Here is a 22340-nt window from a genome sequence, read left to right on the forward strand (position 1 = left end):
CCATGACTGTTATATTAATAAATTGTTATTATGAACAATAAAATAAGAGCAGTACTTTTTATGTCTCTCGGGCTTCTTTTCGGGATGTCTGTGATGTATGTCTATAAAAACTTTATTGAAGATAGAAATAGCCGGACCAATACTGTAAAAACAGAAACAGTGAACTATGGAAGTACAGCGGCTTCAGATCAGCATACCGCAGAAAATACGGATTCCATTGAAAAACTGACGGAAGAAAAGACCGTGATCAATTATGTAAAGCAAAACCGCAGATTACCGGATTATTATATCACAAAAGGGGAGGCCAGAAGACAAGGGTGGAACCCGTCAAGAGGGAACCTTTGTGAGGTACTTCCCGGAAAAGCTATCGGTGGCGACAGATTCGGAAACAGGGAAAAGAGATTGCCGGAGGGAGAAAAATATTTTGAGGCAGATGTCAATTATCATTGTGGCAGCAGACAGGCAGACAGAATAATCTTTACTAAAAACGGAGATGTTTACCTTACTAAAAATCATTATAAAACTTTTGAAAAGCAGTAAATTATTGTGAATGACTATAAGGCTTTGAACATAGCTGAGTAAAGATGAAGCAATCTCAAATGAGACTATAATTAAATATAAGAGATATGAAGACAATATATATAGATTTTACAGACATAGGTGATTATGAAGATTTTTATACCCAATTAAAGGAAAAAATTCAGCTTCCTGAACATTTTGGTGATAATCTTGATGCACTTTTTGATACCATTACTGGGGATCTGGAAATGCCCCTCCACCTTGAATTCGTTAATATGACCGTAGATCAGCTTGAAATTTTTGAAGACCTGCTGACAACTCTGGAAGATGCTGAAGAGGAGGTGGAAGATTTTAGCTTCAGCTATTATCTGGAACAGTACGAAGACGATGATGAAGATGCGGAAACTGAGGATTAATTAGTAACAGATAAATAAAATAGAGAGATTGTTTGAAAATGAAACAATCTCTTTTTATGTTTGCCACAAATGCCTGATGGAATGATTCGTGAGTTACAAATTAAAAAAAAACAGTAGAATTTCCGCTGATTTGATCAGATGGTATTCGTTTTTTATAATTTGTTTTTCACGCTGTTATAGAAAGGTCGAATCAAAATAAAAAGGTAACAGATCCTTCACAGCATGTACCTTTACCACTTCTTCATTCATGCTTGAAAAATAAAGGTCGATATTCTCATTCTGCTTCGTTTCATACTCAATTAAGCTTTGACGGCATGCTCCGCAGGGTGGAATTGGTGGCGTTTTTTTCGTGAGAAGATTTCGGACCACCTACGACAAAGATCTTTTTCACCTTTACATTAGGAAAATTGGCTGCTACCCAAAAGAGAGTCGTCCTTTCTGCACAAAGACCCGAAGGAAAAGCTGCATTTTCCTGATTGTTGCCAGAGTATATTTCTCCGTTTTCAAGCAATACGGAACATCCTACCAGAAACTGTGAGTAAGGAGCATACGCATTTTCACGGGCTTCCTTTGCTCTTTTGAATAATTGATTTTCAATATCATTCAGTTCACTGCTATTTTTAAAATATTCGTAACTGATCTGTATGTCTTTTTTCATATATTGTAGACTAAAAAAAGGGGGGGTAAAATTACTTCTTTTTAATGAAGTAGGCAATTATTTTATTCTTCTGAAAATCATGTTGAATTTTTTTAAAAAAAATAAAAATGCTATATACACCAATACAATTCAGGAATGTAGAGTTGAAAAACCGTTGGGTAATGTCTCCTATGTGTATGTATTCCTGTGAAAACGGCCTGGCTAACGACTTTCATTTTGTACATTACGGAAGCAGGGCACAAGGGGGAACAGGATTAATCATGGTAGAAGCAACAGGTGTAGAGCCCAAAGGAAGGATTACTAACCATTGTATGGGAATCTGGAATGATGAACAAGCTCAGGAACTGCAGAGAATTGTAGATTTTGTGCATGCACATTCAGAAAGTAAAATAGGAATCCAGCTGGCCCACGCCGGAAGGAAAGGTTCTACCTGGAATAATAAGCAAATCTCCGTTGAAGAGGGCTGGGAAACCATCGCTCCGAGTTCTATCCCTTATCATCCGGCAGAAAGGATTCCACACGCGTTAAGTACCGATGAGGTAAAAGAGCAGATCCTGAATTTTAAAAGAGCAGCCGGAAGAGCTGTAAAAGCCGGTTTTGATATTATTGAAATCCATGCAGCACACGGATATCTTATCCACCAGTTTCTATCACCATTATCCAATATCAGAACGGATGAATATGGCGGAAGTTTTGAAAACAGAATCAGGTTTCTGATTGAAATTGTAGATGCCGTCAATGAAGAACTGAATGAAAATACAGCACTCTTTGTAAGAATTTCGGGAACAGAATATGCGGAGAATGGCTGGGACCTTGAAAGTAGTGTAACATTGGCTAAAGTTTTAAAAGAACATGGCGTAGACCTGGTAGATGTATCAAGTGGAGGAAATATACATGGAGCGAAAATTTCTGTTTTTGATGGATATCAGGTTCCTTTTTCTTCACAGGTAAAAAATGAAGCTTCCGTTAAAACAGGAGCGGTAGGTTTAATTACCACAGCAGAACAGGCAGAAGAAATTCTTCAAAACGGAGAGGCCGATTTGATCTTCGTGGCAAGGGAAATTCTAAGAAATCCCTACCTTGCCGTACAAGGCTCATTTGAAATGAAAGAAAACTGCTTTTTCCCTCATCAGTATACCAGAGCTAAAATTTCTTCATAATGGAATAAAACAGTATAGAAATGGAGATTGAAGATTTCATGCTGACCTGCCCCAGTAAGAAATATCTGGGGATAGAATGTCTTGGGTGTGGTGCTCAGAGAGCCATTCTGCTGGTCTTTGAAGGAAAGTTTTATGAAGCGTTTAAAATGTATCCCGCAGTGTATACATTATTACTGTTCTTCGGAATATTGGCGTTAAGCTTCATTGACAGGAAAAGGAAATATGGCTCCGTTTTATGGATAATAATTACCATCAATCTTGTTATTATGATAACTTCTTATTTTTATAAGCATTACTGACCATGCTTTTTTTAATTTTTCACATGACTCAGCACTGGAATAATCGTAGAATTACGACAATTTATAAAACAATGGTCTGAAAATTTTAAAAACCGGATCCTGAAGTCTATCTTTGTTAGATAACACTTTATAATCTATACAGGAAGAAATCATTAAGAAATATGGCAGGAAATTCAAGAGGAATCTTAAAATTCAATGGAGGAGAAGGTCAGAAGTTATTAAAGCTTAATTACAGTGTTTCAAGAGCTACAGATGTTTCAGGACGTGTAGCATCTGACCCGTCAAACGCACTTATTAAAATAACAATTGAAGCAACAGAGAAATCTGATATTCTGGAAACCTTACTCAACAGTAAATACAAACCGACTACCGGAGAAATTAATTTCAATAAATCCCACGAAGAAGGAACATTGATCTCCCTGAAATGGGAAAACGGATATGTAATCCAACATGAAGTGGATTTTGATGCTATCGATAGCAATAATATGCTGATCAGCTTTGTGGTGAGTGCAGAAAGCATCCGTTACGGGAGTTCCTATTATGAAGGGTTTTGGCCATTAGGCTAAGCCTCTTATTATAAAGAATAAAAAAGACTGGTCCTTACTCAGAGACCAGTCTTTTTTTATTAAAATGCTTATTTATTTTACGATAAACTGCATTGTAGCATTATCCAGTTTCAAAATATAAATTCCCTGTTCAAGATTTTTAATTTTGATGGAATTTCCATTCCTGAAAGGTCTGTCGATAGATTGAAGCGCCTTTCCCTGCAGATTGTAGATCTCTGCTTTTTTGATACCCTGAACATCACCTTTTACAAAAATTTCCTGGTTTGAGATCGGATTGGGAGAGATTTTATAAGTAGCCGTTTCCGGGGCAATTGTCTGAGCCTGTCTTGCAGCCGTTCCTGAGTAGCAGGTCCATTTAAGATCATCAATAGCCACCCTGTTGCTTGTGGAATTATTAACCAGGCTTACCGTTACATTACCGGAAACATTTATATTATTAATTGTAGTTGTTGTTACTGTTGCACTGTAAGGAATGGTTCCTACTGTCGTCCCATTTACTTTCACGTCGAAAGTTCCGTTATTACCGGAAAACTTCAGTTGAGTGGTAACAGTTAAAGAACCGATTCCATTGCCGGAATTGCCTGAAGTTAAAGAACCGCTTCTCACAGTGATTGCTTTATTGCTGATCGTCTGATCGGTTCTGGCATCTGTTGCTGTCCATGAAATTCCTCCGTTGCTCCATGTTCTTGTTAAATATGAAGAAGTGCTGGCTGTAGGAATGGTTTCAAAAGTTTCATTCACACAACCTGTAGACGGAAACGTCGTTCCTGAATCAGTAGTTGCTGAAACGGAAGAACTGTTCGGAGACGAATTTCCAGCAGCATCTTTTGCTACAACATAGAAATTATAAGTTGTAGAAGGGGCTAGGCCAGAAATGGTTGCAGAAGGAGAACTTACCGTAGTTTTCAGACTGCCATTCATGTAGACGGCATAAGAAGTAACTCCTACATTATCCGTAGCGGCAGTCCAGGAAAGGGAAATGCTGCTTGATGTCTTTCCGGTTACATGTAAAGCGGTAGCTGCAGTTGGAGCCTGTGTATCATTGCTTGGTTGCTGAGAACCCCAGATCAGATTTACATAGCCTGGATTATCAATAAAAGGATTCCGGTTACCCTGATAAGTATATGATGCATTATTTCTATTGATCTCTGCCTGAGAAACAGGATCCTGATTATGCCATGCCAAAAGAACATTCAGCTCCCATGTCTGTAATCCCGGGAAGGCTGTGCTTCCCAGCATATTTCCTGAAGAAAAGCTTGAAAGTTTACTCTGGTAGCGGGTTACGAAATAAAAAATCATACGGGCTACATCTCCTTTAAACTCATCAATCGGCTCAAAAACCGTTCCTGAATATCCCGAAGAAGCAGAAGTACCAAGTTTTGAACCATTCATTGACGTAAATGTGGCTGATCCTACTTTTCCAAAAGGATAATTGCTTCTCATGCCATTCACCTTTCCGTCGGTAGCTCTGATAAAATGAATGTCGGAGACCATTGGAGCGGCCTTGCTGAAAAAACTTTGAGGGATAATATGTTCTCTGTTGTAGCAGTTTCCTTCCGTGGAATAAGTCCCGCATTGATTACTTCCCGGAGTATATTGGTAAGGATCAGGCCCTGTAGGCTTTTCTGAATAGATATCAAGAATAGAACCGTCGTTTTCGTAATTCTTATCAATATCAGTTGTTTTATAAGCGGTCCACAAACCATTGTAGCCTTTATCTATATGACCGTTGGTAATGATAGTACTTAATGCTGTTTTGAGTGCCGCACCACTTAGTCCGTTTGCAGAATTATAATAACCTGCCGGAGCCTGTGCATTGGCAAGTCCCGTAAGTCCCGCAAACACAGAGAATAAGATAATTTTTTTCATATTAATATACTTTTTAGCAAGAATACTACATTTTTATGAATAAAAAATTACATTATGGTTAATTTTAAATGTAGGACACTTCGGTTGATCTATTATAAATGATATTTTTGTTAAACATCAATAGGGGTGAGCTTCAGTCCTATAGATAGAGCCTGAATTTATTTTACAGCATCTTTGCCGGTTTTCAGCATAATGTAGATGATCAATAGGAGAGGGCTTTAGCCCGCTCAAATAAATAGATCAAAATTCCATTGGCTTTAGCTAAAGCTTACAACAATATTCATAACACATCAAAGTTTGGCATAGCTATTTTAGGCAAATAAAAAATGCCGATACAAATTGCATCGGCATCTATAATAATGGTCAATTTTATTTTCTTTGAGGCGGATAATTTTTCATAATTTCGGCCATGATTTCGGGAATCTGTCTTTGTTTCGCTCTTGGTGAATCTACGGAGATCCCGCTTCCGATGCCCTGCCATACCAATTTGTTGGTTTTCGCATCGATAAGATCTACAACCAATGCCCCTTCATTATAATTGCTGGTCCAGGTTCTGTTCATACCAATACCCCATCCGAAAGGACCACCCCAGCCCCACATTCCATAAGGAGAACTGGAAGTGATATCTGTGATTTTTTTTATGATTAGCTTTTACGTTAACAATAAGATCCGGGTTTTCTCCGGACTGCAGTCCTTTACTTTGAAGTTGTCTTGAAAGCTCATTCAAAACCCTGTCTTTATCAATATCATTCAATTTTAAATCATCAATTCTTATTTTATACGTTTTATAAGAATTGAAATTGGCTGTTTCAGCATAATCTGAACGTACCTGAAAAGGGCTACATGACGTTAAACCTAATGTAGCTGCTGCCAACAAAATAAAAATATATTTTTTCATTTTATTTATTTTTTTTTATCATTTTTAATGAATGTATCAGTCTTTTTGTCGTACCCGTAAGGACAGTGCCTGCAGCCGCTTTTACAGCAATATCCTCTTTTCAGATGGAATTTTTCCGTAAAAACTTTATATCCCTGTTCATTATAGTAAAAGTCCTCACCTTCTTTGATGTCAAAATGGGCCATAAGTTAAACGTAAGTCAAAAAACTTTTTATATTTGTTAGTATGATAATTGTATGCCAAAAGCCATTAAAAAAGCTAAAAATTAATGGCATTGCTCTCTTTCCCTTTATCTTCGTTAGGAAACCCGAAGATAAGGAAAATAAAATACTTATCAATCATGAAAAAATCCATTTGAGACAACAGCTCGAGATGCTTATTATTTTCTTCTACATTTTTTATGTTATTGAATATTATTATTGGTTTTTCAAACTTAAAAACGCAGATAGGGCTTATCAAAGAATTTCTTTTGAAAGAGAAGCCTATGCCAAAGAACGAGATTTGAGCTACCTCAGGAAAAGAAAATTCTGGAACTTCAGAAAATACCTTTAGACTGACAGATAATATTTTTGATGAACGTCAATAGGAGTGGCTTTAGCCCGCTCAAATAAATAAAAATATGAAAATACTTCTGGCTTTAGCAAAACCTGAACTTAACCCAAAATTCATCATCATAAAATCATTATAATAAGCAATATTTTCCGCAAATAATCTTTTGTTAATTTTGCAATAATAATTATCAGCAGACAAAGTTACAATGCTATTACAACTCCCGACAGAAACCATTCCCATCCAGGAAATACCCATCGACAAAAATGTGAGGCTCTTTATGAAAAGGGAAGACCTTATTCATCCCAGTATTTCAGGGAATAAATATTGGAAACTGTTTTATAATGTCAATAATTATCTGAATCAAAATCCTGAAAGCCCTTATATAATTACTTTCGGAGGGGCATTTTCCAATCATATTGCAGCTGTTTCAGCAGTAGGGAATCTGGCACATATTCCCACCTTGGGAATTATCAGGGGAGAAGAGCTACAGCATAAATGGCGCGATAATCCAACCTTGCTTTTTGCCAAGAGAAACGGGATGAACCTGAAATTTGTCACCCGGGAAGAATACCGCCATAAAGAAAAGTTAACCGAATTTTTACAACACGAATTCCCTGAGGCACTGATCATTCCGGAAGGGGGAACCAACCCGGAGGCCGTGGAAGGCGTCAAAATGATGCTCAATGAGCAAACAAAAGATTTTGACTATCTTTGCACTGCAGTCGGAACGGGAGGAACTATTGCCGGAATTTCAAAATTTTGTGAAGAAAATCAGAAAGTTATAGGGTTTAAGGCAGTTGATGACTCATCATTGGAAAATAAAATATTTGAATTAACTTTGAAACGGAATTTCAATCTAATAGATTCAGGTTTTGGCGGTTACGGTAAAATAAGTGATGAGAATGTTAGTTTTATCAACGATTTCAAAGAGAAATATAACATTCCTTTAGAACCGGTTTATACAGGAAAAATGATGCAAAAGGTTTTTGAGATGATTGATGAAAATTATTTTCCTGAAAACAGCAGGATTTTATGCTTTCATACAGGTGGATTACAAGGGATTGAGGGGGCTAATCTGCTTTTAGAAAAACAATATAGAAATTTAATTATATAAGTAAATTGAAAAACATGAAAAGACTTTTCCTATCAATAAGCCTTTTAGTTTTATCAAAATTTTCAGCCCAAAACGTGGGCAACTGAAGATCAGTATATCCAAAAATTTGCAAAGTACGCTGTAGAAGAAATGGAAAAATACAAGATTCCTGCTTCTATTACCCTTGCACAAGGTCTTTTGGAGACCGGCGGCGGGCAAAGCAGACTAGCTCTGGAAGGGAAAAACCACTTCGGTATAAAATGTAAAGAAGACTGGACGGGGAAAACAATGAAGCATACGGATGATGCCCCTAATGAATGCTTCCGTGTATATGAAGACCCAAGGCAGTCTTATGAAGATCATTCTATATTTTTAACCACCAGAAAATACTATGCTAATCTTTTTAAGCTTGATATGAAAGATTACAAGGCATGGGCCCATGGTTTGAAAAAAGCGGGATATGCAACCAATCCGCGTTACGCTTCCATTCTGATTTCCAAAATTGAAAAATACAGACTATACGAATTCGACAATACCAGTTCTAATGAAGTACTATATGCTGTTCTTAAAATGTATCCTGATCTGAAGGATGACAGGACTTTCATGGCGCAGTTAGACCCGTCAAAAACGGTGAAAAAAAACTAAAGAACCTGTAACGGTGGAAGTTCCTTACAAACAGACTTCTTATGCACAACAGCAGAAAAGAGTGGAAAGGATCAAAACAAAAGCTGAGATTCTCAATTCCATTCTTATCAAAAGCCATCCGAACGATGGTTTGAAATATATCATCATTCCTGAAGATACCAACGTACAGTTTATTGCCAATAAATTCAAAGTAAGCGAAAGCAGACTGATCAAATGGAATGAACTGCAGGGAAATATCCTGAAGAAAAACGATATTATTTTCCTTGAATCTAAAAACTCTTCAGGAAATACGGCTACTTACAAAGCGGAATCAGGCGAAAATATGCATGATATCGCTCAAAAATTCGGAATCAAATTACATAAATTATATGCCAAAAACAGAATGGATGAAGGACAACAGCCTTCTGCAGGGCAATTGATTTATTTAATAGATAAAAAACCAAGAAACTAATTTTTTGTTGAGAGTTTTGTTGACAGTTAGCTGCCAACTACAACTGTCAATCCACAACTAAAGTATATATGAAATACCAAAGAAGTTCGGCTTTATTTGATGAAGCCTACAAATACATTCCGGGTGGAGTAAATTCCCCGGTTCGGGCGTTTAAATCAGTAGGGGGAGTCCCTGTTTTTATGAAATCAGCAAAAGGGGCTTACCTTACCGATGCGGATGATAACACTTATATTGATTACATCAATTCCTGGGGGCCAGCCATCTTGGGGCATACGCATCCTGAAGTTCTGGAAGAACTGAAAATCCAGGCTGAAAAAGGGTTCTCTTTCGGTGCTCCTACAGAACTGGAAACTGAAATTGCTAAGTTCATTATCGAAAATGTTCCGAATATCGACCAGATCAGAATGGTTTCTTCCGGTACAGAAGCATGTATGAGCGCTATCAGATTGGCAAGGGGATATACGGGAAGAGATAAAATTGTAAAATTTGAGGGATGTTATCATGGGCATTCAGATTCATTCCTGATTAAAGCAGGAAGTGGAGCGGCAACATTTGGTAATCCGAATTCTCCGGGGGTAACACAGGGAACAGCTAAAGATACATTATTAGCCCGTTATAACGATTTTGAACAGGTGGAAGATTTGTTCCGGCATAATCCGGGAGAGATTGCAGCAGTAATCATTGAGCCTGTAGCCGGAAACATGGGATGTGTGCTTCCTGAGAACAATTTCCTGCAAAACCTGAGAAAAATCTGTGATGAAAACGGGGCTTTATTGATTTTCGATGAGGTAATGACAGGTTTCAGATTAGCATTCGGAGGAGCACAGGAGCTTTTCAATGTAAAGGCTGATTTGGTAACTTATGGAAAAGTAATTGGTGGAGGACTCCCGGTAGGAGCTTTTGCCGGAAGAAATGAAATTATGGATCACCTGGCTCCCAAAGGAGGAGTATACCAGGCCGGAACTTTAAGTGGAAATCCATTGGCGATGAGAGCAGGATTAAAAACCCTCCAATTGATTAAAAATGATCCTGAATTTTTCAACAGATTGAATAAAACTACAGAAACTCTGGATTTTGAAATCGGAAAAATTTTAAATGAAAAAGGAATTGCTCATAAAATCAATAGAAAAGGATCAATGATGTCTGTATTCTTCCATATCAACAGAGTTTCCAACTTTGATGAAGCCCAGGAAGCCAACCATTCATTGTTCAATAATTTCTTCCATCAGATGCTGACCAACGGAGTGTATCTTCCGCCAAGCGGCTATGAAACATACTTCATCAGTGATGCTATCAAAGATAAAGAAATTGATATGACACTGGAAGCCGTAAGAAAATTTGAATATTCAAATAAATAATAAAATATTGAGAACTATAATGGCTGTATCTTCTTCGATACAGCCATTATTTATTATTGGTCTGTAAAACTATTATAAAGTACCATAGCAAAACAGGCACATCCATCGTCCTTCTCCATTGGCCGCCTCAGCATCGAAGATATAAAGCCCTTTGCTTTCAATATACTCTCTTTGACTTAGCTTGTCTCCTCCGGAAGTATTCGTGATATAGAGTATTATACCATCCTGTTCCATTCCATATAAATGATTACCTTTCATTGTAAGTTCTGCAAGTGTCAATCTCGGGGGCAATAATCCGTCAATAGTTAAAACTTCTTTTTTGGCAGTAATGTCAAGGGTAGCTTTAGGTTTATCCGTATTAATGCCTGTTTGTGCAGATAAAAAAGAGAATGTACATATTGAAATAATGCTTAAAATGTTTTTCATAGAATTTTTTTTGCAAAAATAAAGATTATGTAAAATATCTTAAATCCTGAACAGCTACTTTTATGGAATAAAGAAATATAAATCATACAGATTTTGTAATAAACCGTACACTTTGTTGATGGCAGTTCTTTTTAATTTTGTCATAAATAGTTTGGAAATGAAGACCTCAGACAATAGCATATCACGTAAGGATTTTATCAAACATTCAGCGTTGGCAATGGCCGGATTGACTTTAATGCCTGGTATTATGACAGCATCACCACTTTTTAATGAGAAAAATAGTTTGACAAAAGGAAAATTAAGCCTTAAGAATGTTCGTCTTGAGACGGGATTTGAATATGAGGAAGGAGAAGTTACAGCAACGAAAACCGGTCTGTTTTATATAGAAGTTGATAATGGAAAAATTACAAAGGTTTCTCCTAATGAACCTGATGCAAAAGCAATAGACGCAAAAGGTTTCCTGATGCTTCCGGCATTTAAAGATATGCATATTCACCTGGATAAAACCTTTTATGGAGATAAATGGCAGGCTGTGAGAAAAAGAACAGGAGGGGTAAAGGGGATGATAGAGCTGGAACAGAAAATGCTTCCCGAAATGCTGAAAAATTCAACATTCAAAGCTGAAAAAATGATTGAACTATTGCAGTCAAAAGGAACTTCCTACGCCAGAAGCCATGTGAATATTGAGCCTACTTCAAAACTGCAGTCATTAAAAAATCTTCAAAAGGCTTTAGAAAATAAAAAGAAAGGTTTCGAAGCTGAACTGGTGGCTTTTCCACAACACGGAGTTTTTTATACAGATTCAGTACCTTATCTGAAAGAGGCTGCAAAAATGGATATTGACTTCATTGGCGGAGTAGATCCATTCAATGTGGATGGTACTATTGAAAAAGTAATAGACTTTACAATCCAACTGGCTTTAGATCATAAAAAAGGAATAGATATCCATTTGCATGAGACAGGGGATTCAGGATTGAAAACCGTAGAATACCTGATTAAAAAAGTCAGTGAGAATCCTTCTTTGAAGGGGAAAACATACTTAAGCCACTGTTTTATTTTAGCCAAATTAGAAGCGGCAAAGCAAGAAGAAATTGCTGAAAAATTAGGAGAATCCCAGATCGGAGTTGTTTCTACGATTCCTTTCGGGAGATTGATCATGCCGATCCCAACCTTATATAAACATAATGTAACGGTATTAACAGGGAATGACAGTATTGTAGACCATTGGAATACCTTCGGAACGGGGAGTGTCCTTCAGAAAGCTAACCTGATGGCACAGTTGTATGGGTATTCAACAGAGTTTTTATTGTCAAGAAGCCTCAAGCTGGCAACGGGAAATATACTTCCGCTGGATGATAAAGGAACGCAGAAGTGGCCTAAGGCAGGTGATCAGGCCAATTTTGTGTTATTGGATGCAAGCTGCTCTGCTGAAGCAGTATCCAGAATTTCAAATGTGGAATCATTGGTGCATAACGGAAATATTGTCTTTTAATTCAAATGGAAAAATGATGAAAGTCTTATTGTTTCTCCTGGCATTTGGAAGCCTGGGTGCCTGTGAAAAGAAGTCCGCTAACCACTCAAAAGTAAATAGGATGCAGGAAAAAGATATTGTCAATCTGGTAAAGAAAAATGATATTGTTGCCGTAAAATCTGCTTTGAATACTGGTGCAGACATCAATACCCAGGATAAAAGAGGACGTTCTTTACTGCTGATTGCAACAATAGGAAAACAGGTCGAAATGGTAAAGCTGCTTGTATCTCATAAAGCAGATGTGAACCTTCAGGACAATCAACTGGATAGTCCGTTTTTATACGCCGGGGCAAGTGGGCAGACGGAATTGGTGAAATTATTTCTGGAAAACGGGGCCCGTTTTGATGTGTTCAACCGATACAATGGTACCGCTTTGATTCCGGCATGTGAACGCGGACATGTGGAAACGGTGAAAGTTTTAGTGAAAACAAAAGGTTTTCCGGTTAATCATGTAAACCGTTTGGGATGGACTGCCTTAATGGAAGCGGTCATTCTTGGAAACGGGACGCAAAAATATCAGGATATCGTACGGATTTTAAAAGACAACGGAGCGGATATCAATATCCCGGATCATTCGGGGAAAACTCCCTTGCAGCATGCGGAAGAATTAGGATTTAAGGAGATTGCCAGGATTTTAAAATCATAAAGAGACCTCTATTGTAAATATTGGGAAGCAAATGTATTCAGTAAGATTAAAAAATTCTCGCAGATCCAGGACATAAGGCCGATAAATATAAAATCTATGTAAGCTGCAAAATCAGCGGGACAACATAAAATAATATGGTACCACAAATGAAATTTTTATTTTCAAACCATATTTGAATAGGATATAATTCAGAGATATAATTTAGTTGTGTTTTTTAACCACAAAAGATTCAATATTGTTTCTTTTGTGGTTGTTTTAATTTTTTCTCCCGGGAATTTATTAATTTTAGGAGAAATTCAGGTAGCGTGAGTTATCATACAGATTATTTTCCCATTTTAGGAATCCAGGAGTTTAGTGAGAACCAGCTTAGCGGCTGTCATTTGCTGTTTAACGAACTTCACGGAGCGCGTTCTATTGATGATCCCCATAAACATGACTTTTTTATTATCAATCTTTTTGAACACGGAGTAGGTTCCCATACCATAGATTTCACCGAATATCAGGTGAAAGACCATCAGATTCATCTCGTTTTTCCTGATCAGGTTCATCAATGGATCATTGAAAAAGAAACGGTAGGCTACCAGCTGATGATCAGCAGGGATTGGTTTGAAAGTTTTTTACCCTCATTACGCTTTTCGGCATCTTATTATCAAAACCATCCTGTAATTAATCTTTCCAGAGAAGTTTTTGAAACCTTTTTATATGAGTTCCGGGCGATTCAAAAGGAATTAAAAGGCGGGAAAATCTTTTGGGAACTGATTCAGAAAAGAAGCGAACTGATAGGTTTGCTGGTAAGCCAATCTGTAGAAGGCGCTTTTAAGGATTTTGAAGTATACAATTCGAATCCTATTATTTCCAAATTTTTACATCTTATTGATGAACACTTTAAAACAGAAAGATCAGTCTCCTTCTATGCGGATAAACTCAATATATCTGCCAATTATCTGAATATTGTCTGCAAAAAGAACCTTAATACTTCTGCATCCTCACTGATTCAGGATCGTATTTTGCTGGAAGCCAAGCGCCTTTTGAAGGTTTCCGAGATGTCGGTAAAAGATATTGTCTATGACCTCGGCTTTTATGATCATGCCAGCTTTTCAAAATTCTTTAAGGCCCAAACAGGAATGACCCCGTCTCAGTTCAAGGAATAATTTATACAACACAAGACATAATTGATACACCGGTTTTGAACAGAAGCCGATGTAATTTTGTATAGTTAAAAAATTAAATCATGCAATTTCCCTATCAATTAACTGCAAAAGGAAAATACTCCCTGAAAAATGTACGCCTGGAAACAGGTTTTGAATACGAAAATGAAGAGGTAACCGGAACAAAAACAGGCCTTTTCAGTATTGAAATTGAAGACGGAAAAATCAAATCGGTAAAAGTAAACGACCCCGCTTCCAATGCAATAGATGCTAAAGGCTTTTTAATGCTTCCGGCGTTCAGAGATATGCATATCCATCTGGATAAAACTTTATACGGTCTTCCATGGCAGGCACTTTCTCCCAAAAGAAAAACGGTGAAAGATATGATCGCTTATGAACAGGAAATCATTCCTGAACTGTTAAAAACATCAGTAGAAAGGGCAGAGCAGCTGATCAGCCTCCAACAACATTACGGGACCCATTTTGCAAGAACCCATTTCAATATTGATCCTACTTCAGGATTGAAATCGCTTGAACATCTTGAACAGGCCCTTGAAAATAAGAAGGATTCTTTCAAAGCAGAGCTTGTTGCCTTTCCTCAGCATGGAGTTTACTATACAGAATCGGCACCTTTGATGAAAGAGGCTGCAAAACTGAAAAGCGTAAGTTTTATCGGTGGACTGGATCCGTTAAGCATCGATGGAAGTATCGAAAAAGTAATGGATTTTACGGTTCAGCTGGCTTTAGACCATAAAAAAGGAATTGATATACACCTGCATGAGATAGGTGAATCCGGGATGAAAACGATTAACTATCTGATTGATAAAACCATTGAAAATCCGGAACTTCAGGGGAAAACCTTTGTAAGCCATGCTTTTGCCCTAGCGCATCTTACTCCAAAAGAAACAGAGCAGATCGCTGAAAGACTGGCACAAGGAAAAGTAGGTATTGTCTCTTCCGTACCATTTAAAAAAACTATAATGCCTGTTCCTGTGTTGAAAAAATATGGGGTAAATGTTCTGATCGGAAATGATAATGTACAGGATTACTGGAGTACTTTCGGGTCAGGAAATATGCTGCAGAAAGCCAATCTTATTGCTGAATTGTATGGTTATGCAACAGAATTTGCATTATCAAGAGCTTTACAGTTTGCGACTCAAAGCATTCTTCCTCTGGATGATAAAGGAAACCAACAATGGCCAAAAGCGGGAGATGAAGCTGCTGTTGTTTTAGCAGATGCCTCATGTTCAGCAGAAGCAGTTTCCAGAATGTCTGAAATAAAGGCCCTGATGCATGACGGGAACCTGTTCTGGAGAAAGTAAATCATATAGTATATTTTTTTATACACTTGTTTTTTGTAATTGCCATCGGTATTTCCGGTGGCTTTTTAATTCCAGATAAAATCAAAAAAGCCATCAGAAACGTTCTGATGGCTTTTCTATTGAAATAAAGAAACTAGTTATTGTAAAGCTGCTAAAAGATTTACTCCGTCTACGGTAGCCCAGGCTCCCGGTACCAGAGAAACTTTGGTAACTGTTGCAGTGTTTGTGAATGTTTTTACACTGGCAGGTGTATACGCATATCCCCAAACTCCAGCATTATCAGAATTTAAGTAGGTAAGCGGTTCCACTTTTATTTTTCCTGTATTAAACTGGCTGGTCTCTGTAGGAGCATCCTGAATTAATACAGAATATGCTTTTTGAGTACCAATATTTTTATATCCACTGATGTAAACATTGGAGAAAATACCCGTTCCCTGCTTTTTAAACTGAATGGCTGAAATTTCTGGAGAATTGGCTACTTCCGGATTTGTATTAGCATCTCTGATCAATGTAATATTGGAAATTTTCGGAGCTGTATTATCTACGTTGCTGGAAGCTTCAATTTCCATTCCGAAGTTTCCAACACCTGTTTGAAATGCATACCAATTTGTATTGTTTTGTCCGCTCCATGCATCCTGCCAATCGAATGAATCATCATAATTACCATAAGATACAATGTTTTTGGCACTTACAGTTCCTCCGAAGAATTCATACCCGTCATCTGTTCCTTTATAAGTAACAAGGTTTTCTAAAGTTGTTCCTGCACCTACAGCATAGAATGTCATAGAGTTAGTCTCAGAAGTACCGTCCCCTATTTTTTTACCTGCATATTCTACTCGTACAAACTTCATTGTTCCTGAATTGGAATTTGGATCTGTTCCTCCATAATATACATTATTACCATCTTCAGAAAGTGCTTGTGTATTTCCATTGATTGCCTTGATTGGAGCATTTCCATATAATGTGATACCTCCCCAATCACCAGGAGTCTTAGTAGAAGTTGTGAATACAATTGGTTCAGATGCAGTACCAACAGCGTTGATTTTTCCGTCCTGAAGAACTACAAGACCACTTGTTTTAGAAGTAGAAACATTGAAAGTTGCTCCTGCCTCAATAGTGATGGTAGCATTATTTGTTATTTTTACAATTCCGTCCAGGGTGTAATTTCCTTTCTTAATAAGAATATCCTTTGTAATAGTTCCTGATAAAGTTCCACTTCCGCTTAATACGCTTTCAGTAGTTCCGGGAGTAACGGGAGTACCATCTCCTAATCCATCATTAACATCAATAGTACATGAATTTAAGGCTAATGTTAACATAGCAGTTAACGATAGTAATGATAAAACTCTTCTTTTCATTTTTATACTTTTTATACTTTATTTTTTAATTAATTTTTAGAACGTATATCCTACAGTCATATTAAAGGTCACCCCTCTGAAATAGTCTGTATACGTATTGATTCCGTTCGTTTGTACATTATAATAGCTCTTGTCTCCTAAAAGAATTCGGTATCTGTTATTTAAAATATTTCGGACACCTAATTTTATGTTCCAGTTTTTAGTAATTTGTTCCTGGTAGACGAAATCAAGCTGATGGAAAGGTTTTTCATAGAAATTATCAGATCCTGATGTTCCTACAGCATAGATTTTGGAGCCGGAAACATTATATACAAGAGATAAAGTTCTGCTTAAATTATTTTTGGTTTTTGTTTCATATTTTAAGTCTGCATTGATGGTGTAAGGTGAAGCACCCTGAAGTCCTCTTTTTTCCAGCTTTCCTGTATAAAAATTCGGATTGGGTTGTTCGAGTTTTAATTGGTCTTCACTTCTTTCAACATTGGTATACATAAAGGTGGCGTTTGCACCTAATGTAAATTTATCCAGAGACTCAGATATTCTTCCCAGGCTTACGATTCCTTCCAATTCAATTCCGGCCAGATCAGCCTTTTTAGCATTATAGAAAGTAACGGTAACTCCGTTTGCATCTCCCGAAGAAACAAAAGATCTTTCGATAGCGTTGTTAATTCTTTTTGCAAATAAGTTTACTGCAAACAACTCCTTGTTTGTAGGGAAGTATTCCCATTTTAAATCAAAATTATAGTTGTCACTCAGTTTAATATCCGGATTACCTTTGATAGTTTCGTTATCAGGGTTGATATATGAAATTTCCATCGTTTCAATTAAGACAGGACGGGTTACTGTTTTACTGAAAGAAAATCTTAAATTGTTCTTTGTATTAAGTGCTTTTTTGATGGAAAGAGAGGGTAAGAAAAGGTTTCTTTCTTTATCCAAGTTTGTTTTTCGGGCCGCTCCCTGCTCAGAGAAACGAATTAACGTCATATCGTTTTCATATCTTCCTCCGATGAGAATGTCCCATGTTTCCGAAGGCTTGTAGTTAAAGTTAATATATCCTGCATTAACAAACTGATACATACTTGTGAAGAAGCTGGAGGCATCAGTTTCTTCCTGGAAAAAGAATCTGTTGTTTGCCAAATCCTGATTAAACTTGGCCTGTGGAGAGTCTTTATCAATGATAAAACTTTGTCCCGCAGTACCATTAGGTTTTCCGAAAAGGAATCGGTAAGACGTTTTTTCTAAGATCTGCAAAACCGTTATATCCAATGGATAGCTGCATTGGGAAGTCTTTTTTGTCCCCTTTTTCTCCCAGGAATACAGAGTACTCGCCATATGCCGAGCCATAGAATCTTGAATTTACATCCAGGTACTGTCGGATAATGTTATTCCCTCCATAGGCTAAAAGTAGTTGATTATCTGGTAAGGCATTCCCATTCAAGTCTAAACGGCTTCCTTCCAGAATTTTTCTGTCAGGCTGCTGATAATTATTGATTACATAACTTCCTCCGGCTTTTACCTGATGTCTTTCACCAATTTTCTGGGAACCGGTTAGCTGTATATTAAGAAATCTGGATAAATCCTGTTGGTTGGTACGGAAAAACCCGATGTTTTTATTCTGAACCTGATTATTTTTATATCCGTAATAATCTTCAATAATATTATTAACATTCTGAAGATACATGGCGTTCAAATTAATTGCTGTACCTCTGTTCTTATAGCCTATCCCTAATAATGCGGATGATTCTATCTGATAGTTATATTGCTTTCTTAACAGGTCGTTATTCAGATTGATGATACCTCCGAAGTCTTTAAATTGATTTTTTGCTCCTTCTTTATAGGAAAATTCCGAACTTTGATTTAATGAAAATAAGAATCCAAGATTTCCGTTTTCCCCGGCTTTCATTTTTTGCACTGTAGTGAAACCAATACTTGTATTAGGCATTGATTTTACATTGTCTACATTCCAGCTATCTTTAAACTGAGATAATGATTCTTCTCCTGAGAATCTGTAGTTACTAGGTCTTGAATCTCTAATAGCTGAAGGAAGTTTTTTGTCCCTGGAGTTCAGTCCAAGATAACCAGTAAATCCATCTGCTCCTTCTGAAACCTTAAATCCGTCTTTGAAAGTACTTACGGTATTTACTCCAATACCAAATTCCACCTTTGTAAACGGTTTATCAATCGTAAGCGTTTCAATATCAAAACGTAGCACCTGCAAAATCTCCGTAAAGGTTGGAGTTGAAAGTCTTGTAAATATTCAATTTACCTACAACATCCGTTGGAAACTGCTTTAAAGCAATAATTTTCTGGAAAGGGTTGTTGGAAGGGGAGCCAAGGCCATTAATTAATAAATAGTTGTATCGCTCTTCAAGCCCTCTTACGAAAAGCCCTCTTCCTTCTACCGTAGTGATTCCCGTTACTTTGGTAAGTCCCTGCTCTACGTTGGAGATCCCTTTTCTGGAAATCTCTTCAGCACTCACAGCCTGTTTCTGAATAATCGCTTTCTTTTGTTCTCCTAATACGGCAGTTTCCGTTTTCTTATTACTGCTTCCCTGGATAACAACACCATCAATTTTTTTTCTCCTTAGTGATCGTGTCCTGCTTCGTTTCCTGAGCATAAAACACTGATCCAGATAAAAATAAGACTGCAATGCTAAGTTTATTAATTTTCATTCTTTTACTTACTTTATTTACTAGATTCTTTCGGTGCAAAGGAATAAAAGATTGATGGGGTAAATGGTTTAGTAAAATTTAATTTTTTTTTTAACTAAACATTAAGAATGAGCTATTATTGTTAACTTTATGTGAACGATAATTAAATTATTAATCTATCATTCAAAAATGATTAACTTTGAAACCGTAAAAATTTGAAATGAGCCAAAAGAAAATACTCTTAATAGACGATGAACTGGATATTTTAGAGATTCTGTCTTACAATTTAGAAAAAGAAGGTTATGATATTTATACGGCTACCAATGGTAATGAAGGTATAGAAAAAGCGAAGGAAATTATTCCGGATCTTATCTTACTGGATGTCATGATGCCGGAGAAAGATGGTATTGAAACCTGTCAGGAACTTCGTAAAGTGAAAGAGCTACAAAAAACACTTATCGTTTTCCTTTCTGCAAGAAGCGAAGAGTTTTCCCAATTGGCAGGATTTCAGGCAGGTGCCAACGACTATATCGTAAAGCTGATCAAACCGAAAATCCTTATTTCCAAAGTAAATGCTTTGTTACAGCTGACCTCTCAGGTCTCTGATAATGCGAAACTGATTGAGATCGGTGACCTGGTAATCGATAAAGATAACTTCAGGGTATCTAAAAGCGGGCAACAGTTTCTCCTGCCTAAAAAAGAATTTGATTTACTTTATCTTCTGGCCTCCAATACGGAAAAAGTTTTCAAAAGAGAAGAAATCCTGGAGAAAGTCTGGGGTAACGATGTGATTGTAGGAGAGAGAACTATTGATGTCCACATCAGGAGATTGAGGGAAAAGCTGGGGATCAATACTATTCAGACCTTAAAAGGAATAGGATATAAGCTTATCGTTTAATCATTTTAAAATCCTAACTTTACGTTCAATAATTAAAACTTTGTAAAATTGAAATTTTACAGGCTTACTCTCGTTGCCTCTTGTCTGCTGACATTGGTAATGCTTTTTCTGGTGGTCATTTTTGACTCACTAAAAGATATCTATTACGAAACTCCCCAGTTTAAAACAGGACTTTTAATCTGCGTTATCCTGATCTTTATTATCAATTGTGTCGTATTGGAGCTCCTCTTCAATTATTACGGCAGAAAACAGGTTAAAGGACTTTCAGAAATTCTTCCCCAGGGAATCGTTAATAACAGCGATGAGAATATTACTATCAAAGAATTGGGAGAGCGCTTCTCAGACCTGAACCAGCAGAAAGTAACGGAAATTGATATGATGAAGGAGATGGAAAGTTACCGTAAAGAATATATCGGAAACGTTTCCCATGAGCTTAAAACCCCTTTATTTTCTATCCAGGGATACGTGGAAACCTTAAGAGACGGAGGAGTAGATAACCTTACCATCAGGGATAAATACCTGGAAAGGATTGACAAGTCCGTTGAAAGGCTTATTGCCATTGTTACCGATCTTGATATGATCAACAGGCTGGAAGCGGGAGAAATCAATCTTACTATTTCAAAATTTGATGTCAACCTGCTGATTAAAGAAATTTTTGACCTTCTTGACCTTGAGGCTGAAAAACGCAATACTACACTACAGATTCAGACCCTCCATCCGCAGATTTTTGTAGAAGCCGATAAACAAAAGATTTCCCAGGTTTTTATTAATCTTATTTCCAATGCGATTCATTATGCCAACAGGCAGGAAGCTAAGGTGATCGTAAAAACCAGTGTTTTGAAAAATAAAGTTCTGATAGAAGTTATAGACAACGGGATGGGAATAAAACCTGAAATCCTGCCAAGAATTTTCGAAAGGTTTTATCGTGTGGAAACCAGCCGGAGCAGGAGGGAAGGCGGTTCCGGGTTAGGATTGGCTATTGTGAAGCATATCCTTGAAGCTCATAACGAAAACATTACCGTAGAAAGTGTTTACCTTGAAGGTACCAAGTTCAGTTTTATGCTTGAAAAAAGTAAATAATTCCGGCAAAATGTAAGAAAAAAAAATATTTTAAAAAATTCAGAAATATTTTTTTGTCACATGTCATTTATTATATATTTGCACCAGAGATTTATCATAATTATAAAGGCAAAAAAGTAATTTAAGAAACTGATATGGTTTACAAAATCCGCGTAATATTAGATGCGAAAGAGGATATTTTCCGTGATATTGAAGTCAAGGGAAAACAAACGTTATGGAACTTACATTTAGGAATTAAAAGCGCATTCAGTCTGCAGGGAGACGAGCTTTCTACTTTTAATCTGTTAGAGGATGACGGAACAATAGTGAAAAGCGTGCCATTGGAAGATATGAGTGATGATGGTGATGGGGAGATTATGTCGGATATTTATATTGATGAGGCTTTTGAAAGTGTAGGTAACAAAGCACAGTTTCAATATGGACTTCTTGATCTTTGGGAGTTCTTCTGTGAGCTTGTAGAAGTAATTGAAGAAACTAAAGGAGTTAATTATCCAATTACGGTATACAGGTTTGGAAATGTCCCTTTAAAGGCTCCTAGCAAAAACGGAAGTGCCGGCGGAGGTAAAAAGAAGTCAGCAATGCCTTTGGTAGATGATGAGTTTGGTTTCGACGATGACTTTGTAACAGGAGGAAATTTTGTAGATGAAGATGACAGCTTCGATGATGAGGAAGAAGAAGACTACAATGATGATGTCTTTGATGATGAAGATGACAATGATGATGAAAGATAATCAACCAAATATTGGCCCCGGGTTTTTAACCCGGGGCTTTTTTATGGTGCAAGGTGAATATAGAAAG

24 protein-coding genes and 2 pseudogenes are annotated in these 22340 nt (G+C 37.1%); 16 read left to right on the forward strand and 10 right to left on the reverse strand.

Annotated features, from left to right (window positions below):
- The first annotated feature begins 30 nt into the window (after positions 1–30).
- Both HX13_RS04330 and HX13_RS04335 read left to right on the forward strand, forming a co-directional pair.
- Positions 31–540 carry a ribonuclease domain-containing protein gene (locus tag HX13_RS04330; protein ID WP_050020041.1) on the forward strand — a complete coding sequence of 170 codons (510 nt, stop codon included), beginning with the start codon at positions 31–33 and terminating at the stop codon, positions 538–540.
- Positions 541–626: 86 nt separating this feature from the next.
- Positions 627–935, forward strand: a complete 309-nt coding sequence (locus HX13_RS04335; protein ID WP_050020042.1) for a barstar family protein — start codon at positions 627–629, stop codon at positions 933–935.
- A gap of 174 nt (positions 936–1109) precedes the next feature.
- Here the strand turns inward: HX13_RS04335 and HX13_RS04340 are convergent.
- Positions 1110–1593: pseudogene (locus HX13_RS04340) on the reverse strand (cytidine deaminase).
- Between the two features lie 107 nt (positions 1594–1700).
- Here HX13_RS04340 and namA point away from each other — a divergent pair.
- From namA to tssD, 3 genes are all read left to right on the forward strand, one after another.
- The gene (gene namA, locus HX13_RS04345) at positions 1701–2753 is read left to right on the forward strand and encodes an NADPH dehydrogenase NamA (RefSeq protein WP_050020043.1); all 1053 of its coding nucleotides are present in this window, start codon (positions 1701–1703) and stop codon (positions 2751–2753) included.
- 20 nt (positions 2754–2773) lie between these two features.
- Positions 2774–3052 (forward strand): DUF2752 domain-containing protein, encoded by a 279-nt coding sequence (locus HX13_RS04350; RefSeq protein ID WP_050020044.1) that lies wholly within the window; start codon positions 2774–2776, stop codon positions 3050–3052.
- 161 nt (positions 3053–3213) lie between these two features.
- Positions 3214–3618, forward strand: coding sequence for a type VI secretion system tube protein TssD (tssD, locus tag HX13_RS04355; protein ID WP_050020045.1), 405 nt, complete (start codon positions 3214–3216; stop codon positions 3616–3618).
- 72 nt (positions 3619–3690) lie between these two features.
- Here the strand turns inward: tssD and HX13_RS04360 are convergent, their stop codons facing one another.
- The 4 genes from HX13_RS04360 to HX13_RS04370 form a co-directional block, all read right to left on the reverse strand.
- Positions 3691–5487: an endonuclease gene (locus HX13_RS04360; RefSeq protein ID WP_050020046.1), complete on the reverse strand. Its 1797-nt coding sequence runs from the start codon at positions 5485–5487 to the stop codon at positions 3691–3693.
- A gap of 369 nt (positions 5488–5856) precedes the next feature.
- Positions 5857–6048 carry a DUF4136 domain-containing protein gene (locus HX13_RS25325; RefSeq protein ID WP_262483484.1) on the reverse strand — a complete coding sequence of 64 codons (192 nt, stop codon included), beginning with the start codon at positions 6046–6048 and terminating at the stop codon, positions 5857–5859.
- The gene (locus HX13_RS04365) at positions 6020–6385 is read right to left on the reverse strand and encodes a DUF4136 domain-containing protein (protein WP_262483485.1); all 366 of its coding nucleotides are present in this window, start codon (positions 6383–6385) and stop codon (positions 6020–6022) included. The genes HX13_RS25325 and HX13_RS04365 overlap by 29 nt, the downstream gene beginning before the upstream one ends.
- A 5-nt stretch (positions 6386–6390) precedes the next feature.
- Positions 6391–6570: a DUF5522 domain-containing protein gene (locus HX13_RS04370; RefSeq protein ID WP_050020047.1), complete on the reverse strand. Its 180-nt coding sequence runs from the start codon at positions 6568–6570 to the stop codon at positions 6391–6393.
- 40 nt (positions 6571–6610) lie between these two features.
- Between HX13_RS04370 and HX13_RS04375 the strand changes: the two genes are divergently transcribed.
- The 4 genes and pseudogenes from HX13_RS04375 to hemL all read left to right on the forward strand — a co-directional run bounded on the left by HX13_RS04375 (position 6611) and on the right by hemL (position 10484).
- On the forward strand, positions 6611–6937 hold the full coding sequence (locus tag HX13_RS04375) for a hypothetical protein (RefSeq protein ID WP_050020048.1): 327 nt from the start codon (positions 6611–6613) through the stop codon (positions 6935–6937).
- A gap of 205 nt (positions 6938–7142) precedes the next feature.
- On the forward strand, positions 7143–8051 hold the full coding sequence (locus tag HX13_RS04380; RefSeq protein ID WP_050020049.1) for a 1-aminocyclopropane-1-carboxylate deaminase/D-cysteine desulfhydrase: 909 nt from the start codon (positions 7143–7145) through the stop codon (positions 8049–8051).
- A 14-nt stretch (positions 8052–8065) separates the two neighbouring features.
- Positions 8066–9126: pseudogene (locus HX13_RS04385) on the forward strand (glucosaminidase domain-containing protein).
- A 68-nt stretch (positions 9127–9194) separates the two neighbouring features.
- Positions 9195–10484 (forward strand): glutamate-1-semialdehyde 2,1-aminomutase, encoded by a 1290-nt coding sequence (gene hemL, locus HX13_RS04390; protein WP_050020050.1) that lies wholly within the window; start codon positions 9195–9197, stop codon positions 10482–10484.
- A gap of 72 nt (positions 10485–10556) precedes the next feature.
- Here the strand turns inward: hemL and HX13_RS04395 are convergent, their stop codons facing one another.
- Positions 10557–10910: a hypothetical protein gene (locus HX13_RS04395; protein ID WP_050020051.1), complete on the reverse strand. Its 354-nt coding sequence runs from the start codon at positions 10908–10910 to the stop codon at positions 10557–10559.
- Positions 10911–11067: 157 nt separating this feature from the next.
- Between HX13_RS04395 and HX13_RS04400 the strand changes: the two genes are divergently transcribed.
- The 4 genes from HX13_RS04400 (at position 11068) to HX13_RS04415 (ending at position 15557) form a co-directional block, all read left to right on the forward strand.
- Entirely contained in the window at positions 11068–12402 is a 1335-nt protein-coding gene (locus tag HX13_RS04400; protein ID WP_050020459.1) for an amidohydrolase, read from the forward strand.
- Positions 12403–12415: 13 nt separating this feature from the next.
- A complete protein-coding gene (locus HX13_RS04405; RefSeq protein ID WP_228377678.1) occupies positions 12416–13087 on the forward strand; it encodes an ankyrin repeat domain-containing protein in 672 nt (223 codons plus the stop codon).
- 305 nt (positions 13088–13392) lie between these two features.
- Positions 13393–14238, forward strand: a complete 846-nt coding sequence (locus HX13_RS04410; RefSeq protein ID WP_050020052.1) for an AraC family transcriptional regulator — start codon at positions 13393–13395, stop codon at positions 14236–14238.
- 80 nt (positions 14239–14318) lie between these two features.
- Positions 14319–15557, forward strand: coding sequence for an amidohydrolase (locus tag HX13_RS04415; RefSeq protein ID WP_050020053.1), 1239 nt, complete (start codon positions 14319–14321; stop codon positions 15555–15557).
- A gap of 137 nt (positions 15558–15694) precedes the next feature.
- Here HX13_RS04415 and HX13_RS04420 read toward each other — a convergent pair whose 3' ends face one another.
- From HX13_RS04420 to HX13_RS23390, 4 genes are read right to left on the reverse strand one after another with little or no spacing between them, the layout of a single operon-like run.
- Entirely contained in the window at positions 15695–16915 is a 1221-nt protein-coding gene (locus HX13_RS04420; protein WP_050020054.1) for a hypothetical protein, read from the reverse strand.
- Between the two features lie 36 nt (positions 16916–16951).
- The gene (locus HX13_RS23380; RefSeq protein ID WP_238555025.1) at positions 16952–18163 is read right to left on the reverse strand and encodes a TonB-dependent receptor; all 1212 of its coding nucleotides are present in this window, start codon (positions 18161–18163) and stop codon (positions 16952–16954) included.
- Entirely contained in the window at positions 18114–19124 is a 1011-nt protein-coding gene (locus HX13_RS23385; RefSeq protein WP_238555026.1) for a hypothetical protein, read from the reverse strand. The genes HX13_RS23380 and HX13_RS23385 overlap by 50 nt, the downstream gene beginning before the upstream one ends.
- On the reverse strand, positions 19111–19563 hold the full coding sequence (locus HX13_RS23390; protein ID WP_238555027.1) for a TonB-dependent receptor plug domain-containing protein: 453 nt from the start codon (positions 19561–19563) through the stop codon (positions 19111–19113). Before HX13_RS23390 ends, HX13_RS23385 begins: the two co-directional genes overlap by 14 nt.
- Before the next feature lie 221 nt (positions 19564–19784).
- Here HX13_RS23390 and HX13_RS04430 point away from each other — a divergent pair, with 221 nt between their 5' ends.
- From HX13_RS04430 to HX13_RS04440, 3 genes are all read left to right on the forward strand, one after another.
- Positions 19785–20462, forward strand: a complete 678-nt coding sequence (locus HX13_RS04430) for a response regulator transcription factor (protein ID WP_050020056.1) — start codon at positions 19785–19787, stop codon at positions 20460–20462.
- A 48-nt stretch (positions 20463–20510) separates the two neighbouring features.
- Complete coding sequence (locus tag HX13_RS04435) at positions 20511–21542, forward strand: sensor histidine kinase (protein WP_050020058.1); 1032 nt, start codon at positions 20511–20513, stop codon at positions 21540–21542.
- A 134-nt stretch (positions 21543–21676) separates the two neighbouring features.
- Complete coding sequence (locus tag HX13_RS04440) at positions 21677–22273, forward strand: IS1096 element passenger TnpR family protein (protein WP_050020060.1); 597 nt, start codon at positions 21677–21679, stop codon at positions 22271–22273.
- Positions 22274–22340 lie beyond the last annotated feature (67 nt).

It is taken from the genome of Chryseobacterium sp. P1-3 (genome assembly GCF_000738495.1).
Classification (GTDB): domain Bacteria; phylum Bacteroidota; class Bacteroidia; order Flavobacteriales; family Weeksellaceae; genus Chryseobacterium; species Chryseobacterium gallinarum.

Coding starts and splice junctions, on each gene's coding strand:
- HX13_RS04330 (WP_050020041.1), top strand. CDS start 31: ATGAACAATAAAATAAGAGCAGTACTTTTTATGTCTCTCGGGCTTCTT.
- HX13_RS04335 (WP_050020042.1), top strand. CDS start 627: ATGAAGACAATATATATAGATTTTACAGACATAGGTGATTATGAAGAT.
- namA (WP_050020043.1), top strand. CDS start 1,701: ATGCTATATACACCAATACAATTCAGGAATGTAGAGTTGAAAAACCGT.
- HX13_RS04350 (WP_050020044.1), top strand. CDS start 2,774: ATGGAGATTGAAGATTTCATGCTGACCTGCCCCAGTAAGAAATATCTG.
- tssD (WP_050020045.1), top strand. CDS start 3,214: ATGGCAGGAAATTCAAGAGGAATCTTAAAATTCAATGGAGGAGAAGGT.
- HX13_RS04360 (WP_050020046.1), bottom strand. CDS start 5,487: ATGAAAAAAATTATCTTATTCTCTGTGTTTGCGGGACTTACGGGACTT.
- HX13_RS25325 (WP_262483484.1), bottom strand. CDS start 6,048: ATGAACAGAACCTGGACCAGCAATTATAATGAAGGGGCATTGGTTGTA.
- HX13_RS04365 (WP_262483485.1), bottom strand. CDS start 6,385: ATGAAAAAATATATTTTTATTTTGTTGGCAGCAGCTACATTAGGTTTA.
- HX13_RS04370 (WP_050020047.1), bottom strand. CDS start 6,570: ATGGCCCATTTTGACATCAAAGAAGGTGAGGACTTTTACTATAATGAA.
- HX13_RS04375 (WP_050020048.1), top strand. CDS start 6,611: ATGATAATTGTATGCCAAAAGCCATTAAAAAAGCTAAAAATTAATGGC.
- HX13_RS04380 (WP_050020049.1), top strand. CDS start 7,143: ATGCTATTACAACTCCCGACAGAAACCATTCCCATCCAGGAAATACCC.
- hemL (WP_050020050.1), top strand. CDS start 9,195: ATGAAATACCAAAGAAGTTCGGCTTTATTTGATGAAGCCTACAAATAC.
- HX13_RS04395 (WP_050020051.1), bottom strand. CDS start 10,910: ATGAAAAACATTTTAAGCATTATTTCAATATGTACATTCTCTTTTTTA.
- HX13_RS04400 (WP_050020459.1), top strand. CDS start 11,068: ATGAAGACCTCAGACAATAGCATATCACGTAAGGATTTTATCAAACAT.
- HX13_RS04405 (WP_228377678.1), top strand. CDS start 12,416: ATGATGAAAGTCTTATTGTTTCTCCTGGCATTTGGAAGCCTGGGTGCC.
- HX13_RS04415 (WP_050020053.1), top strand. CDS start 14,319: ATGCAATTTCCCTATCAATTAACTGCAAAAGGAAAATACTCCCTGAAA.
- HX13_RS04420 (WP_050020054.1), bottom strand. CDS start 16,915: ATGAAAAGAAGAGTTTTATCATTACTATCGTTAACTGCTATGTTAACA.
- HX13_RS04430 (WP_050020056.1), top strand. CDS start 19,785: ATGAGCCAAAAGAAAATACTCTTAATAGACGATGAACTGGATATTTTA.
- HX13_RS04440 (WP_050020060.1), top strand. CDS start 21,677: ATGGTTTACAAAATCCGCGTAATATTAGATGCGAAAGAGGATATTTTC.